Source organism: Chitinophaga oryziterrae (assembly GCF_009758125.1).
GTDB lineage: Bacteria > Bacteroidota > Bacteroidia > Chitinophagales > Chitinophagaceae > Chitinophaga > Chitinophaga oryziterrae.
Genome location: NZ_WRXO01000015.1, coordinates 1 through 14,755, shown reverse-complemented (window position 1 = coordinate 14,755; position 14,755 = coordinate 1). Strand labels below are relative to the sequence as shown.

The window sequence follows — 14,755 nt, the reverse complement described above, 5'->3', positions numbered from 1 at the left end:
ATATACAACTTTTACATGAGTTTGCTCTTTAAAATGTTATCCTGTAAATCTTAGTATCCGATGCCGGTACTGTAACATTCAAACTGCCGCTCGCCGTACTTGTAACGCCTGTAAATAATTCTTTTACGGCACTGTAAGTAGCGGTGGGATTAAGGCCGATCCTTGCCAGGTTTATCGTGTATGTTTTAGCCGCCGAACCAAAATTGATAATGGCCAGGTATTGATAATTGCCGATGGTCGTTGTAAATAATTCATTGGGTTGATCTCCTGTATTTCCTTCTACCGGCTGGAAGGCTTTTCCGTTACCGTTTCTCGAAATATTCAGGAGGTCCTGGTTTTGCAGGAGAGATTGTGCGGTGGTAGTCCATGCGCCGGTAGTGGAATAATCATCGCCGGTGATCAGTGTTCCTGTAACGATACCGGAGGTCATTCTTGCCCTGTTTTCGGCCAGTGGTTCTGTGCTGAAAACGAGGTGATCGGCATCGATATAATTATAGATGTTCTTTTGCCACCATCCGTAGGTAGTACTATTAAGTGTATATCCTGTTTCGCTGATATCTTTATAGGCGTCACATGCAATGCGGCGCATGTTGACGTATCTGGCAGTGGCCAGGTTAGGACTGATGGCGGCGTAGGTCAGCATCGTGCCTGCCAGTTGATCTGATACATATTCCATCCCTTTTCTGAAGGCTTCCATCCCTGTATGAATAGTGTTATCATAATAGCTGTCTGCTTCCAGTGAGGCATGCGCCAGGAAATCGAGTTTGATCATTTCGAACCCACAGGCTTTGAATTTACCGATGAGGTATGCGATTCTGCCTTTGGTAGCGGGGTGGGTAGGGTCCATGGCCCTGGCGCCATCAAGATCTACCGGTGAGCCGTTTACTTTTGTCCAGCAGCTTTGATACTGGTAAGAAGTACCTTCTACGGTACCACCGGCATTTTTGCCCCAGTCGACAAATGGAGCCCAGTATATACCTGCTTTGAAGCCTTTGCTTTTACAATAGTTCACGAAAGTGGTGAGCTGACTGAAATCGCCTGTCCAACCGCCGGAAGCCAGGTTGTCCCAATAAGAATCGAGGTCGATGTACAGGGTGTTATCACTGTTTCTGAAGGTCGTGCAGTTGTTGGCGAAGAAGTCAACAACGGACGTCGCTTTTGCAAGAGTAAGATTCGACTGGACAGCCCCCCAGCTATTCCATCCAAAGGGAGTACCATGTGTCCAGGAGGAAACATACCGTGGTTCAGCGAGGGCGGTAGCACTGCCATAAGTTTCGAAAGCAGTTCTCCAGTCGCTTTCATAGTCTACGAATATCTTAGGCGATTTACAACTGGTACCACCTACGTTTACCCAGCCGTGTCCGCGTCCGTCGCGGGTAACGGTAGCGCTGGTGAAGCCCCCGAAGACGGTTAAGTTGGAGAGGGAGGACGCACCGTTGCCGGTAACGGTCACCCCTGTTTTCCAGGTAGTATGTTCTACAGAACCTACTATCAGGCCATTCCTGCTGGTATTATCATAGATACCGGTTACTTCTGCACCGGTGAAATTGGCAGAAGCCATTGACAACGCATTGTACCTTACCCAGGCATCATTATCAAAAGGAACGTTTAACGCCCTCATATCACCTCCGGCAGGTAATGTGACTTTTGCGGTGGTCAGCGGTGACATGCGGTAACAGTTAGAGCCGTTGCCGTTCAGCAATACTTCGGTAAAGAAGTAGTCCTTTCCGCTGTAGGTATAAAATACCTGTTGCATTTGCAGCAGTCCGCTGCCATTCATTGTGATGATGTGTTTAGTCCCGTTACCGAATGCATCTGTGATACTGGCAGATGAATAGGAGCGGCTGGTATATCCTGTGTAGCTGGAATAGGCAGCATCGGAATTACAGACAGCGTAGGCATCTTTAATGAGCTGTTTATTGCCGAAGGACACATTGTATGTACCGGTACTGAGATTATAAAAGATGGAGTTACCTGAACCGAAGGAGATGGTAACGCTTTGCTGTAATTTGATCTTGTCGATGTTTGGCCCATAACCTCCTTGTCCGTTATCCAGCCTGATGATGTTATTACCGGCATTCAGGGCCAGGTCTGTGGTAGTACTGTCTACGGTAGTCCATCCTCCGGAAGCTGCGCAGTTTATACCGGTATAGACGCCATTGTTTGGTGTGACGAAGATCGTACGTGGGTCGGCGGTACAATAATATATGGTGAGGGTATAGTTGCCCGCCACGTTAACGCTGACGGGAATGGAGACCATCCCGTTGGTAGGGCCGCCTAAGTAGCCGACCTGGTTGCTGCCGGAGCAACTACTACAGCTTTGTATGTTGGCTCCACCGGAAAGTGTACCGGATTCTGCTTCATATGTCTGAGGAAAGGCCGTGGAAACAAGCAACAAACAGAGAAAGGTAAAAAGGGTGTTTTTCATATTTCATGTTATTGGGTGAGGGATAGGTAGCGTTTTCAGGTTTTCAAATATAAGGATTTGGAAGTTCTTCCAATTTCAACAATGATGACAAGTATTATCCCTAGAGTATAACAGAGCATGTCTGTCCAGGAGAAGCTGGTACCTAATATAATGCAGGCTAATCTTGAATGCCGGAGGCCCAGCCACGCAATTATCCGGAAATATTGTAATATTTCTACCACGTAAGCAAACAGCAATACGGCAATGGCTGTAGGTATAATTGGGGTGTTTAAGCATGTTTTAACCATGCAGTAAACGAGTATTACTACCAGAAAGTCCCCGCCATAAGGTCTTATGAAGTTATCGTGCAGGTATAATGCAATCAATATTTCTGTTATGAACAGCAATATTGCCAGGATAAAATAGTTCTTATAAAAGTTCATGTATAAAGTGCTTTGAGGTGCAAAGTAAATATTATTATTCTGCATTTACAAATGCTATGAAAATAAGGCCCCTATAATAGATCCTATATAATAATCTTCTAAAAAAAACGGCCTTTCATTAATTATTCGTCAAGGTTTAAGATCCGTTAACATTCTGTAGGATTCTGTTAACAGGTTTTGTTAAGAAAACCCTATAATTTTAGGATGTTGAATAAAAATGCAGGGCTCTTTATATAAACCACTCATAAACAGGTCTCTCGGAGAGAAATTTCCTTGAAGGATGTAATGGAAAACAGAATCAGGATTTACAGCAGATCCAATTGTAGTACTATACCGAAAAAATGCAGGGGAAGTTTTAAGATTGTACCTATGGCCGTGGCTAGAGTTTAGATGTAATAATCGTCGAAGTAACTTTTATTAATTCAATAATGGGGATCGTAATAATGATTAATCAGCCAGAACAGTAACCGTCTTTTCATAACAGATCAGGATTAGAACAATTTCAATTCATCAATATATAATCTGCCGGCATTAGCTCTGCCGGGCGGAAGGGGGAATTTCATGCTTATTCGAAACACGTTACTCGACAGTAAAAACTTTTAATAGCCAAAATCAACTTGAATATGAAGATTTACAAATCAACCAAATTTAGTGCGGTTATCCTGCTGACTCTGATGGTTGCAATTTTCATGGGATGCTCTAAAAAGAAAGAGCGTGTCTATGAACTATTGCCTCCCGATCCGGAAATGGAAAAGGATCTTACCGAACTGGTAGTTAACCTGACCGTTAGTATTGAGAACGACGGCGGACCGACTGCAGGTGAAGGGTCTCCAAAATTGATCGACGGGGATCTTGATTCTAAATTCCTGATCCAGTCATTTGCTCCATCTTTCTACATCCAGGAAGAATATGATTCTGCTTATAGAATAGATGCCTACACACTTACTTCTGCCAATGATGCAGATGGACGTGATCCTAAAGACTGGACTATTCAAGGTTCCAATGATGCATCAACCTGGACTATCCTGGATACACAAACAGGCCAGCTATTTGACGCAAGGAAGAAAACAGTGCGTTATGAGTTCACGAACGCTGTTAAGTACAAGTACTACCGTTTTGCCATCACTGCGTTGAAAGGAGGTACCAGTGGACTTTTCCAGCTGGCTGAATGGCGTATGATCAGAAGACCGCAGCAATAAAAACATAACAACCTGTACCTGACATTCCTCTGGACCTGTTCAGCATACATTACTCTAATCAACTAACCAAAATTGGCTATGCTTAGAAATCTAAGAAAGTTTGTAGCGATAGGCAGCCTGTGTTTCCTGGGCCTGTCCATAACATCGGAGGTGCTTGCCCAGCAGTCCGAAAAAATTAAGATCACGGGTAATATCAAGGATGAACTGAGAGCAGTGATGCCTGGTGTTGCCGTTTACAACCAAAATACCAAAGGGGGTGCAACCACAGATGACAAAGGTAACTTTGCTATCGATGCAAGAAGAGGGGATACCCTGGTAGCCCGTTTGATCGGTTACGAACCATATATTATCGTCATCAACAAAACAATCGATTTTGATATTACACTGAAAGCTACTAACAGCAGTCTGAACGAGGTGGTTGTTGTAGGTTTCGGTCAACAGAAAAAGATCAGCCTCGTAGGTGCACAGTCTACCGTTAAAATGGAAGAGCTGAAACAACCGGTGGCTAACCTGAGTGCTGCACTGGCAGGTCATATCTCCGGCCTGGTTGGTGTACAGCGTTCCGGTCTTCCGGGTTCAAACGGCGCTGACCTCTGGATCCGTGGTATCTCTACCTTTAACCAGTCCGGTAACAGTGCTTCTCCTTTAATAGTAGTAGATGGTGTACAGGGTCGTGATATTAACAGCTTTGATCCTGAGGACATTTCTTCCTTCACCATTCTGAAAGATGCATCTGCCACTGCGGTATATGGTGTGGCTGGTGCGAACGGTGTTATCATTGTTACTACCAAAAAAGGTTTACCGGGTAAGACTAACCTGATGTTTAACTACAATCAGGGTATCACTTCTTTTACCAAGAAACCAGAGCTGACTGATGGTGTAATGTACATGATGCTGCGCAATGAAGCAGAACGTAATACAGGCCTCACGCCGGAGTATTCCAACAATACTATCAACGCTACTATTCTGAAAGAAGATCCGAATGTATATCCTAATGTAGACTGGATGAGCGCTATCTTCAATGATGTAAGTCAGAACAGACGTGCCAACTTCAGCGCCCGTGGTGGTACTGATAACACGAACTACTACTTATCACTGGGATATTATGACGAAACGAGTTTACTGAAAACAGATGCACTGCAAAGCTATGATGCATCTACCAAGTTCAAACGTTATAACTTCACTTCCAATATAAATTCAAACTGGACAAAGACGACCAAGTTTGATCTCGGTATCCAGGGTTATATCTCTTCTACCAATACTCCTGACGTAGGCCCTGAAGATGCATTCAGAAATGTAATGCAGACCAACCCTGTATTATATCCTATTATGTACCCGGGCAACCTGGTACCTAGTGTGAACTCACAGGGTGCACAGCCAAACCCTTACGCTCAGATTACGCAGACTGGTTACAGGAATACTTTCCAGAACCAGATCTATTCCAACGCACGTCTGACTCAGGACCTGAAAGCAATTTTGCCAGGGTTATCCGCTTACGGTTTATTCTCATTTGACGTATATAACTCGCACCAGATCCGCCGTTACCGTAACAGAAGTGCTTACCTGATCAATAAGGCACGTCCTTATAACGCAGATGGCTCTATCAACCTGAACCTGATCTCTAACGGTAGTGATGATCTGTCTTACGAACGTAGCAATAACTCTAACCGCCAGTTCTATGTAGAAGGTGCCTTGAATTACGATCATGATTTCGGTCCTAAGAGTCATCTGACTGCATTATTCCTGTACAACCAGCGCGAACGTGTGGAAGCATTTGCAAGTGACGTTACCAGCTCTCTGCCTTACCGCAGTATGGGGTTGGCAGGTAGAGGTACTTACTCTTATGATAACAAGTACTTTGCTGAAGTGAACTTTGGTTATAATGGCTCTGAGAACTTTGCACCAAGCCGCAAATTCGGTTTCTTCCCATCCTTTGGTGCTGGTTGGGTAATATCTAATGAAGCATTCTTCGCAGAAGCTAAAAATACATTCCAGTTCCTGAAACTGCGTTACTCTGATGGTAAAGTAGGTGATGGAGGTAATGGTGGCCGTCGTTTCGGTTACCTGACACTCGTAGCAACTAACCCTGGCGGTAGCGATGTAGGACTGGACTTTGGTAAGGCAGGTGCTACAATTGGCCGTAATGGTACGGTAATCACAGACTATGGTTCCAATGTAACCTGGGCTACTTCACACAAACAGGATTTAGGTCTGGAATTCAGAACACTGAAAGATCACCTGTCTGTAACAGCAGACATCTTCAAGGAAAAACGTTCCGGCGTATTCCTGCAGAGAGAATCATTGTCCTCTTTCGTAGGTCTGAACAGCGCTCCATGGGGTAATCTTGGTGTGATCCAGAACAAAGGGTTAGATGCAACTATCGAATTAACACCTGTTAAGATCGCCAGGAACATGACCCTGGATATGCGTGCAACTTTCAGTTACAACAGGGATAAAGTAATTGAAAATGACCAGCCTACCCAGCCTTTCGCTTACATGGAAAAACGTGGTACCAATTACAACTCAACTTTCGGTTATGTAGCAGACGGTTTGTTCATCGATCAGAACGATATCGACAAACATGCCAATCAATCAATATTCGGTACCGTTCATCCCGGTGATATCAAGTACAGGGACCTGAACAACGATGGTATCATCAATGCAAATGACGTACAGAGGATCGGTAACGGGGACGTACCAACTACCGTGTATGGTCTGGGAGTTAACGTTACCTGGAAAAACTTTTACATTGGCGTATTCTTCCAGGGTGTTATAGGTGCAGACAGACTGTTATCCGGCGATGGTATCATTCCGTTCAACAACAGTACTGGTCCTGAAAGAAGTAACCTGTTCGCAATCGCAGAAGACAGATGGACTCCTGAAAATCAAAACCAGCATGCATTCTATCCAAGACTTGCATATGGTAACGCTGCTAACAAAAACAATTCACAGACTTCCAGTTGGTGGGTAAAGGATATCAGCTTCCTGCGTTTGAAAACTGCTGATCTTGGCTATAATCTGCCAAAAGGTACGTTCAAAGGTATTGGTTTAAAGAATGCCCGTATATATGTACAAGGATTGAACCTGTTCTATTGGAGCAAGTTTAAACTGTGGGACCCTGAGTTAAATACAAGTAACGGTACTAATTATCCAAACACGAGATCTGTAAACTTTGGTGTTCAGGCTAATTTCTAAAACAAAGACATTGAATCATCGTATTGAGATCAGTGCATAAACAGTTTTAAATGAAAAGAGTTTTCTTAATATTAGCAGCCGTAATGGCATTAGGAGTAACCTCCTGTAAAAAGTATCTTGATCAGGTGCCAGATGATGTACTCACCATCGACGATATCTTTAAATCCAAAACAAATACGGATAACTTCCTGGCAAACATATACTACTATTTACCAAATGAACACGAACAGCGGTTCACCGGAAATGAGAACTCCGGACCATGGTATGCCGCTTCCGACGAATCGAAATACACCTGGTCTTTCAACTACACCAATGATATGAATGTTGGTGCATGGGCAAGCACAGATGATGAAGTAGCTACTTACTGGACCAATTATTACAAAGCGATCCGTAATGCTTCTTACTTCATTCAGAACATTGATAACGCAAATACGGTAGAAGTAAACGCGGGATTAAAAAAACAATATAAGGCTGAAGCAAGAGCATTACGCGCTATGTTCTACTTCTTCCTGGTACGTACCTACGGGCCGGTAATTATGCTGGGCGAAACACCGATAGACATTAACGCTTCTGCAGATGAACTAAAACTGAAACGTTCGCCGATGGATAGCTGTATCAGCTTCATCGTAAGTGAACTGGATAACGCAGCAGCAGACCTGGGAGCAGCTATTCCAGGCGGTAAAGAGTATGGGAGAATCACCAGCGGTATAGCTAAAGCCTATAAAGTTGAAGCATTGTTGCTGGCAGCAAGCCCTCTCTTTAATGGTAATACAGACTATGCCAACTTTAAAAATCCGGGAGAATCTGATGCGTTGATCACACAGACCTATGATGCAACAAAATGGGAGAAAGCCGCTACTGCCGCTCAGGAGTTCATTACTACGTATGTTCCAAGTCAGTATAGCCTCTTCAAAGTATCTGACGATGATCCTTTCGTAGCTGCTTACAAATCCTGCCGCGACGTAATGACCACTGAATGGAATAGCGAATGGATCTATGCCCGCGCTAACTCAGGCAGTTATATGCGTTACGACAGAACTCCTTTCCATGCGGGCTTGCCTGCCGATGAACATGGTGCAGGCGCAAATGGTGCTACACAGGCAATGGTAGATGCTTATTTTATGGCAAACGGTTTGCCTATTACTGCAGCAGGTTCAGGATATGTAGCTACTGGTTTCTCCAGCTTCCAGGCACCTTTTGATGATGCAGCAAGAAGCACCTACAACCAGTGGACAAACAGAGAGCCACGTTTTTATGTAGGCATTACCTATAATAACAGCTACTGGTTATACCAGACAGGTTCTGATCCGATCGTTACCAATATGGAGTTTAACGGTAACTCCGGCAGAGGCCAGAGTACTTCCGACGTTTCACCAACCGGTTACATCGTAAGGAAAGATGTAGCGGCTAATGATGACTCCCGTGGTGCATTATTGCTTAGATTAGCAAACATCTACCTCGATTATGCAGAAGCACTGAACGAATCAAATCCTGCCAGCGCAGATATCCTGAAATACCTGAACCTCATCCGTGAGCGTGCCGGTGTTCCTCAATATGGTACTACTATCCCTGCTCCGGCTTCACAGGCTGATATGCGCGAAGCTATCCGTGCAGAAAGAAGAGTAGAGCTGGCATTTGAAAGTGTTCGTTATTTTGATACACGCCGCTGGAAGATCGCAGAGACTACTAACAACGGTCCTATCTATGGTATGGATATGACTAAGAGCGGTACTGATTTCTATAAGAAAACAGCGATCGAAACACGTATCTTCAAACCAAAGGATTATCTCTTCCCGATTCCAAACAAACAAATCCTGATTAACTCCAACCTGGTTCAAAACCCGGGATGGCAATAATTCCGATCTAATCATTATAACCTCCATTCTGCATAGGGGCCGATCTGAAAAGACCGGCCCCTTTTTTATTTTGGTTTTAACATTGAGTTCATATTGCATCTTTATTTTGCGTTTCGATTAATATGTGAGACCCGACAGGAACATCTGTTGATGAAAGCCTGCAACCTATACCCATGTACTGAATACAAAGAGCAACAAAATCTGGTTTATTAATATTTTATCCCTTTACCTAAAATTCACAACCCTCATGAAAACACTTAACCTATGGATGTTAGGCTGCTGCAGCGTATTGCTGTTCACGCAGTGTAGCAAGCAGGACAATGAAGAATTGTTATCCCGTAAAGACAGCCGTCTGGCAGTAAGCTCCACTTCAGAACTGGCCTGTAATTGCCAGGAAAGCAGTACCAAACTTACCGGTGCTGATGCTGATGCATGGGCGAAGAAATTTGCACCTTTATTGAAATTTGATCAGGCTGCTCCTGATTATCCAACTTCTGTTGAAGACGTATGGGTTGCTACAAATCCTGCCAGTATCGTTTGTGGTGGTAAGTTGATCTTAACGAACAACACACCTCCGCGCAGCCTGATTTTCCCTACCTATTATGAAGTACAGGTACACCCAACAGATGCCAACAGGATCTTTGTTGACTACTGGTGGATTTACAAACGCCAGGAGAATTGTATCGGCAGCATTGGCGGTCATGATTATGATCTGGAACATGTAGTGGTACAGTTCAACAGATCTACACAGGCAGCTATTTCTGTTACTTATTTTCAGCATGCCGGCTGGTACACCAAGAAAGCGCAGAATGTAACTTCAAATGGCGCAATAGAAGTGTACGTAGGAAAGATCGCTCATGGCAGTTACCACTTCAGGAACACGATCAGCTTCATTGGTTACGCCTGCAGCTACTGGGGTGACTACAGAAATCCAAATGGTACAAAAGACGAAGCTGTTACCGGTAACAACTTATCACAGATCTCCTGCGATATCACACAGTTTAACTTCAGCGGTGGCTGGGGAGATCCTGGCTATGGTCCGTTATACCGCGACAGAGCTTACTGGAATTACACTGCCTGTAAAGGTACTGATGGTGCACTGGGTTCTGTAGATGGTTGCAGCCAGAGCGATTACAACAATACTACTTTAATTGGTAGTTTATAATGTTTGATTAGTTTAAGAAGCCCTGGTAACGTCACTGTTATCAGGGTTTTTATTTAATGTCGCAAAAGACCCCTTCTTTTGTCGCCTTCGCGTATCTGATGAGTGAATATCACGGTGTATGTTTGCATTATCAATTAAAAAATATCAACTATGGCAAATAGAACTGCAATCACCGTAGAAACTACCATTCAGGCTCCTGTAGAAAAGGTATGGAAATACTGGACAGAGCCTGCTCATATTCAGAACTGGACTTTTGCTTCCGATGACTGGCATGCGCCTTATGCAGACAATGATCTGAAAGAAGGTGGGAAATTTAAAACGACGATGGCTGCTAAAGACGGGAGTTTTAGTTTTGATTTCGGCGGCGTATATACAAATGTAGGAGAATATAAAGTGATTGAATATACGATGGACGATAGCCGGACGGTGAAAGTTAATTTCAGCAGCGATGGTAATGCTACTAAAGTTGTGGAGACCTTTGAAGCAGAAGATACAAATTCCATTGAAATGCAGAGAGGCGGATGGCAGGCTATTCTGGATAATTTCAGGAAATATACAGAGGCAAACTAGTGCCTTATAGCAGGCTGTTAAAAGTAACGAAGACACCCCGGGATGTTTTGCTGCAAAACGTAATGCATTTTGTAACAAAATATGAAAGGCTCCGTCAGGAGCCTTTTTAGTGTCTGCTAATACTTTTGACAGCCTGTTACCTTTAGGGTAGAACTTTTAATGGACTCGTAGATTGGCCAGAAGTTATGTTTACCGGTATTGAATAAAAACATAAGAAATCTGTTATCTTTAAATATATTAAAAGTAACCCAATGAGAAAATACTGTTTGTGGCTGATATTGGCGTTCTGCACCGCGCCGGCGTTCTCTCAGACCTATATCACACATGCTACCCTGATTAATGTAAATACCAGTAAGACAGATCCCGATCAGACTATTGTTATTGAAAAGGACCGGATTACAGCAACGGGGCCTTCCAAAAAGATAAAGATCCCGGCGAATGCTACCGTAATAAATGCCAGCGGCCAGTTCATCATGCCCGGCCTGACAGATGCCCATATTCATTTTTTCCAGAGCGGCGGATTGTATACCCGGCCGGATGGACTGAACCTGAATAAGGTATATCCTTATGAGAAGGACCAGCAATGGGTGAAAGATCATCTGAGTGATCTGATGTCGCGTTACCTGGCTTGTGGGATTACTACGGTGATTGATGTTGGTGGCCCTTTCAGCAACTATGCTATCCGGGATAAAGCGAATGCGGATACTGCTTCTGTCACTGCATGGGTAACAGGACCATTAATATCTACCTTCCTGCCTCCTAACCTTGATAAGACAGATCCTCCCATTATTAAAGTTAATACACCGGAAGAAGCCCGTGAGCTGGTGAAGAAACAACTGCCTTATAAACCTGATTTTATCAAGATATGGTATATCGTGCTACCGGGGCAAACAGCAGAAAGTACCCTGCCTATCGTGCAGGCTGCAATAGATGAAAGCCATGCGCATGGGTTAAAGGTAGCCGTACATGCTACAGAATATGAAACGGCGAAATCAGCCGTTACAGCGGGCGCAGATATCTTAGTGCATAGTGTGGACGATAAGGTACTGGATAATGGCATGCTGGAGCTCTTAAAGACTAAAAAGACCGTTTATATCCCTACCCTGATAGTGTCTGAGAATTACAGGCGTACATTTACGCAGCAGTTCAATTTTACGGCACATGATTTTGCTTACGCGGACCCTTTTATGCTCGGTACCCTGATCGACCTTAAACATATCCCTACTCCCGTTGATTATAAAGTAGCCCGGACACGCTATCGTGTTCCTTCTGAAAAGGATAGTATGATGCTGGTGAATCTGAAGCTGGCAGAAGATGCTGGTGTACTGGTAGTAAGTGGTACGGATGCGGGCAATATCGCTACACTGCATGCCGCTTCTTTTTTAACAGAACTACTGGCTATGCAGCAGGCAGGGTTGAGCAACTGGGAAATCATCCGTGCTTCTACCATTAATGCCGCAAAGGGATTTGGGAAGGATAAGGATTATGGAAGTATTGAAAAAGGGAAAATTGCAGATCTGATATTATTAGAGAAAGATCCTGTACAAGATATTAATGCACTTGCGGATATTCATACGGTTATTCACCGGGGAAAGACATTTTATCCGCATCAGTTGCTGGCCGTGACTCCTGAGATACTGGTTCAGCAGCAATTGAATGCCTATAACGCACATGATATTGACGCATTCCTGCAACCTTACAGTGATAGTGTGGCATTATATGATCAGGCATCCGGTAAATTACTGATGAAGGGAAAAGAGCAGGTAAGATTGCGATATACTGATATGTTCAGTAAGCTGACGGAATTACATTGCCAGCTGGAAAACAGGATAGTACTGGGGAATACGGTTATTGACCATGAGAAAGTAACAGGTATGAGAAGTACGCCGGTAGAAGCGGCAGTTGTTTATACTATAGATAAAGGGAAGATCGTGAAGGTGTATTTTATAAGATAATCTGAATTGAATAAGTAGCTTTATGGTATGAAAACTGAAGAAAAGACAGATGTTTTGGTAAAGGTTCCTGAATCGGAGCTATTATCTTTGGCCTCTGTAAAATTAAAAGGTAGAGTACTGTTTCCTCAAAGGATTGAGGATGCAAAGAAGTATCTTAAAAATATTAAGGTCACTGCTCTTTAAGATATTCTTGAAATAGTTATAGTAAAGGCGCCAATTTCTGGCGCCTTTACTATTTATAACCTTGGATCAACTGGTTCACTTTCCAGTGATAATACACCAAATACACATTGGTGTATCTTTCCGAGTGGTTCTTTGTTGGCAAATCTTTGTAAACCTTCAATGCCCAATGTAAATTCTCTTAAAGCAAGAGAACGTTTGGCAGATAAGCCCCTGGACTTTAAACGGGTGAGATTTGCAGGAGTTGTATACTCTGGGCCGTATATGATACGGAGATATTCTTTCCCACGTACTTTCACCGCTGGTTGCGTCATCTTATCTTCGTTTATATGTATAAACTGGTAAGGCTTTACGACCATCCCTTCTCCACCTTTACCTGTCATTGATACCCACCAGTCTGTAGCTTCCAGTACACTCGCGGCATCCTGCAAATTGACTACTTTATATGGAGTCGCTTTTAGTATGGAGGTATCAGCTTCACAGATTTTTTTAATCTGTTCCATATGCCATCCATGATCCTGATCTGTCCAGGTTTTACCTGCTGTAGCCAGGATGTGAAATGGCGCCAGTTTATAATCATCCAGACTGTCAACAGGCCAGCAATATTGCTGGTAAGATTGTATGTATTGTGTTACCTGTTGTTGTTTGGTACTATACTTTTCTAACAGGGCATTTGCTTCGGGATTAATCCCAACAGCCTGTTGCAATTGTTGTACGGCGGATTGTAATGAATAGGTAGCTGCAGCTCCTACAGAGCCGTATTGTTTTTCCAGCAGGCTTTGTGCTTTGGCGCTCCATGGCATTAATTCAGCATCAAAACAAACCCAGTTTGTCTGAAACGCTTCATAAAAACCGGATTCTTCCAGTGCCGTATTTAACCGTTGCAGAAATGCCTGTTCTAATTCTTTGTCGTTAAAGAAGGCTCTTCCAGTGCGGGTATATATTATTCCTATTCCTTCATTTGTAATCCCGAAAGCATCTTTGATAACAGTTTCATTTTTTCCTACTATTACAACTGTTCTTGATCCCATATGTTTCTCTTCGCAAATCACTTTCTCTATACCAACATCTGCGTAATAGTCAAATGCTTCTTTGGGATGTTCGAGATAATCATCCAGTTTGCTGGTTTCTACAGGGCTCATTGTTGGTGGCAGGTAAATAAGCCATTTAGGATTCACTGCAAAACGGCTCATTACTTCGAGCGCTGCTATTGCATTTTCTTCACGGATAGTTACATTATGACCAAACCTGGTAGGTATGATATGTTTACCTGTGAAGTCACTGATGTCCAGGATATCGTCGTATTCCTGCTGTAAGTTGATGGTGGCATCAGCCGTGTAATAGAGCGGTCTTACTGGTTCGCAGTAGGTTGTTAATGCAGGTACGCTCACCAGTTGTTTTTCCGGATAACGCAGGGCGGTTAATTTGCCGCCGAATACGCAGCCGGTATCGATATCTATGGTCCTGTTCAGCCATTGTGCTTCCGGTACGGGCGTATGACCATACACAACATTTGCTTTGCCCTTGTATTCTGCCGCCCAGTTGTATCGTATAGGTAAGCCAAATTCGTCCGTTTCTCCGGTTGTTTCTCCATACAGGCAAAATTCCCTGACAGCGCCGGAGCCTCTGCCCTGCATTTCTTCTCTTATACCGGCGTGGGCAACAACCAGTTTGCCCTCATCCAATACATAATGACTTACCAGTTTGTCGATAAACTTTTTGGTCTCTTCCCTGAATTCGGGTGTTTCTTTTTCCAGTTGTTCTATGGAGTGCTGTAAGCCATGG

10 protein-coding genes are annotated in these 14,755 nt (G+C 43.6%); 7 read left to right on the top strand and 3 right to left on the bottom strand.

Features of this window, described 5'->3' with window-relative positions; genetic code table 11:
* Positions 1-28: 28 nt before the first annotated feature.
* Together GO495_RS30805 and GO495_RS30800 are read right to left on the bottom strand one after the other, a co-directional pair.
* A complete protein-coding gene (locus GO495_RS30805; RefSeq protein ID WP_157303801.1) occupies positions 29-2,428 on the bottom strand; it encodes a CBM35 domain-containing protein in 2,400 nt (799 codons plus the stop codon).
* Positions 2,429-2,463: 35 nt separating this feature from the next.
* Positions 2,464-2,850 (bottom strand): ribosomal maturation YjgA family protein, encoded by a 387-nt coding sequence (locus tag GO495_RS30800; protein ID WP_157303800.1) that lies wholly within the window; start codon positions 2,848-2,850, stop codon positions 2,464-2,466.
* 623 nt (positions 2,851-3,473) lie between these two features.
* Here GO495_RS30800 and GO495_RS30795 point away from each other — a divergent pair.
* The 7 genes from GO495_RS30795 to GO495_RS30765 all read left to right on the top strand — a co-directional run bounded on the left by GO495_RS30795 (position 3,474) and on the right by GO495_RS30765 (position 12,973).
* Complete coding sequence (locus GO495_RS30795) at positions 3,474-4,049, top strand: discoidin domain-containing protein (protein WP_157303799.1); 576 nt, start codon at positions 3,474-3,476, stop codon at positions 4,047-4,049.
* Positions 4,050-4,127: 78 nt separating this feature from the next.
* On the top strand, positions 4,128-7,244 hold the full coding sequence (locus GO495_RS30790; RefSeq protein ID WP_157303798.1) for a SusC/RagA family TonB-linked outer membrane protein: 3,117 nt from the start codon (positions 4,128-4,130) through the stop codon (positions 7,242-7,244).
* Between the two features lie 50 nt (positions 7,245-7,294).
* A complete protein-coding gene (locus GO495_RS30785) occupies positions 7,295-9,100 on the top strand; it encodes a RagB/SusD family nutrient uptake outer membrane protein (protein ID WP_157303797.1) in 1,806 nt (601 codons plus the stop codon).
* A 247-nt stretch (positions 9,101-9,347) separates the two neighbouring features.
* Positions 9,348-10,265 carry a hypothetical protein gene (locus GO495_RS30780; protein ID WP_157303796.1) on the top strand — a complete coding sequence of 306 codons (918 nt, stop codon included), beginning with the start codon at positions 9,348-9,350 and terminating at the stop codon, positions 10,263-10,265.
* A gap of 150 nt (positions 10,266-10,415) precedes the next feature.
* On the top strand, positions 10,416-10,835 hold the full coding sequence (locus tag GO495_RS30775; protein ID WP_157303795.1) for an SRPBCC family protein: 420 nt from the start codon (positions 10,416-10,418) through the stop codon (positions 10,833-10,835).
* A gap of 251 nt (positions 10,836-11,086) precedes the next feature.
* Positions 11,087-12,790 (top strand): amidohydrolase family protein, encoded by a 1,704-nt coding sequence (locus GO495_RS30770; RefSeq protein ID WP_157303794.1) that lies wholly within the window; start codon positions 11,087-11,089, stop codon positions 12,788-12,790.
* Between the two features lie 27 nt (positions 12,791-12,817).
* Entirely contained in the window at positions 12,818-12,973 is a 156-nt protein-coding gene (locus GO495_RS30765) for a hypothetical protein (protein WP_157303793.1), read from the top strand.
* 53 nt (positions 12,974-13,026) lie between these two features.
* On the opposite strand, the gene GO495_RS30760 is transcribed toward GO495_RS30765, so the two are convergent.
* Positions 13,027-14,755, bottom strand: a 1,729-nt coding sequence (locus GO495_RS30760) for a polynucleotide kinase-phosphatase (protein ID WP_157303792.1), incomplete at its 5' end; no start/stop codon positions are given.

Bases quoted from the DNA above. Each gene is read 5' to 3' on its own strand.
- GO495_RS30805 (WP_157303801.1), bottom strand. From the start codon at position 2,428: ATGAAAAACACCCTTTTTACCTTTCTCTGTTTGTTGCTTGTTTCCACG.
- GO495_RS30800 (WP_157303800.1), bottom strand. From the start codon at position 2,850: ATGAACTTTTATAAGAACTATTTTATCCTGGCAATATTGCTGTTCATA.
- GO495_RS30795 (WP_157303799.1), top strand. From the start codon at position 3,474: ATGAAGATTTACAAATCAACCAAATTTAGTGCGGTTATCCTGCTGACT.
- GO495_RS30790 (WP_157303798.1), top strand. From the start codon at position 4,128: ATGCTTAGAAATCTAAGAAAGTTTGTAGCGATAGGCAGCCTGTGTTTC.
- GO495_RS30785 (WP_157303797.1), top strand. From the start codon at position 7,295: ATGAAAAGAGTTTTCTTAATATTAGCAGCCGTAATGGCATTAGGAGTA.
- GO495_RS30780 (WP_157303796.1), top strand. From the start codon at position 9,348: ATGAAAACACTTAACCTATGGATGTTAGGCTGCTGCAGCGTATTGCTG.
- GO495_RS30775 (WP_157303795.1), top strand. From the start codon at position 10,416: ATGGCAAATAGAACTGCAATCACCGTAGAAACTACCATTCAGGCTCCT.
- GO495_RS30770 (WP_157303794.1), top strand. From the start codon at position 11,087: ATGAGAAAATACTGTTTGTGGCTGATATTGGCGTTCTGCACCGCGCCG.
- GO495_RS30765 (WP_157303793.1), top strand. From the start codon at position 12,818: ATGAAAACTGAAGAAAAGACAGATGTTTTGGTAAAGGTTCCTGAATCG.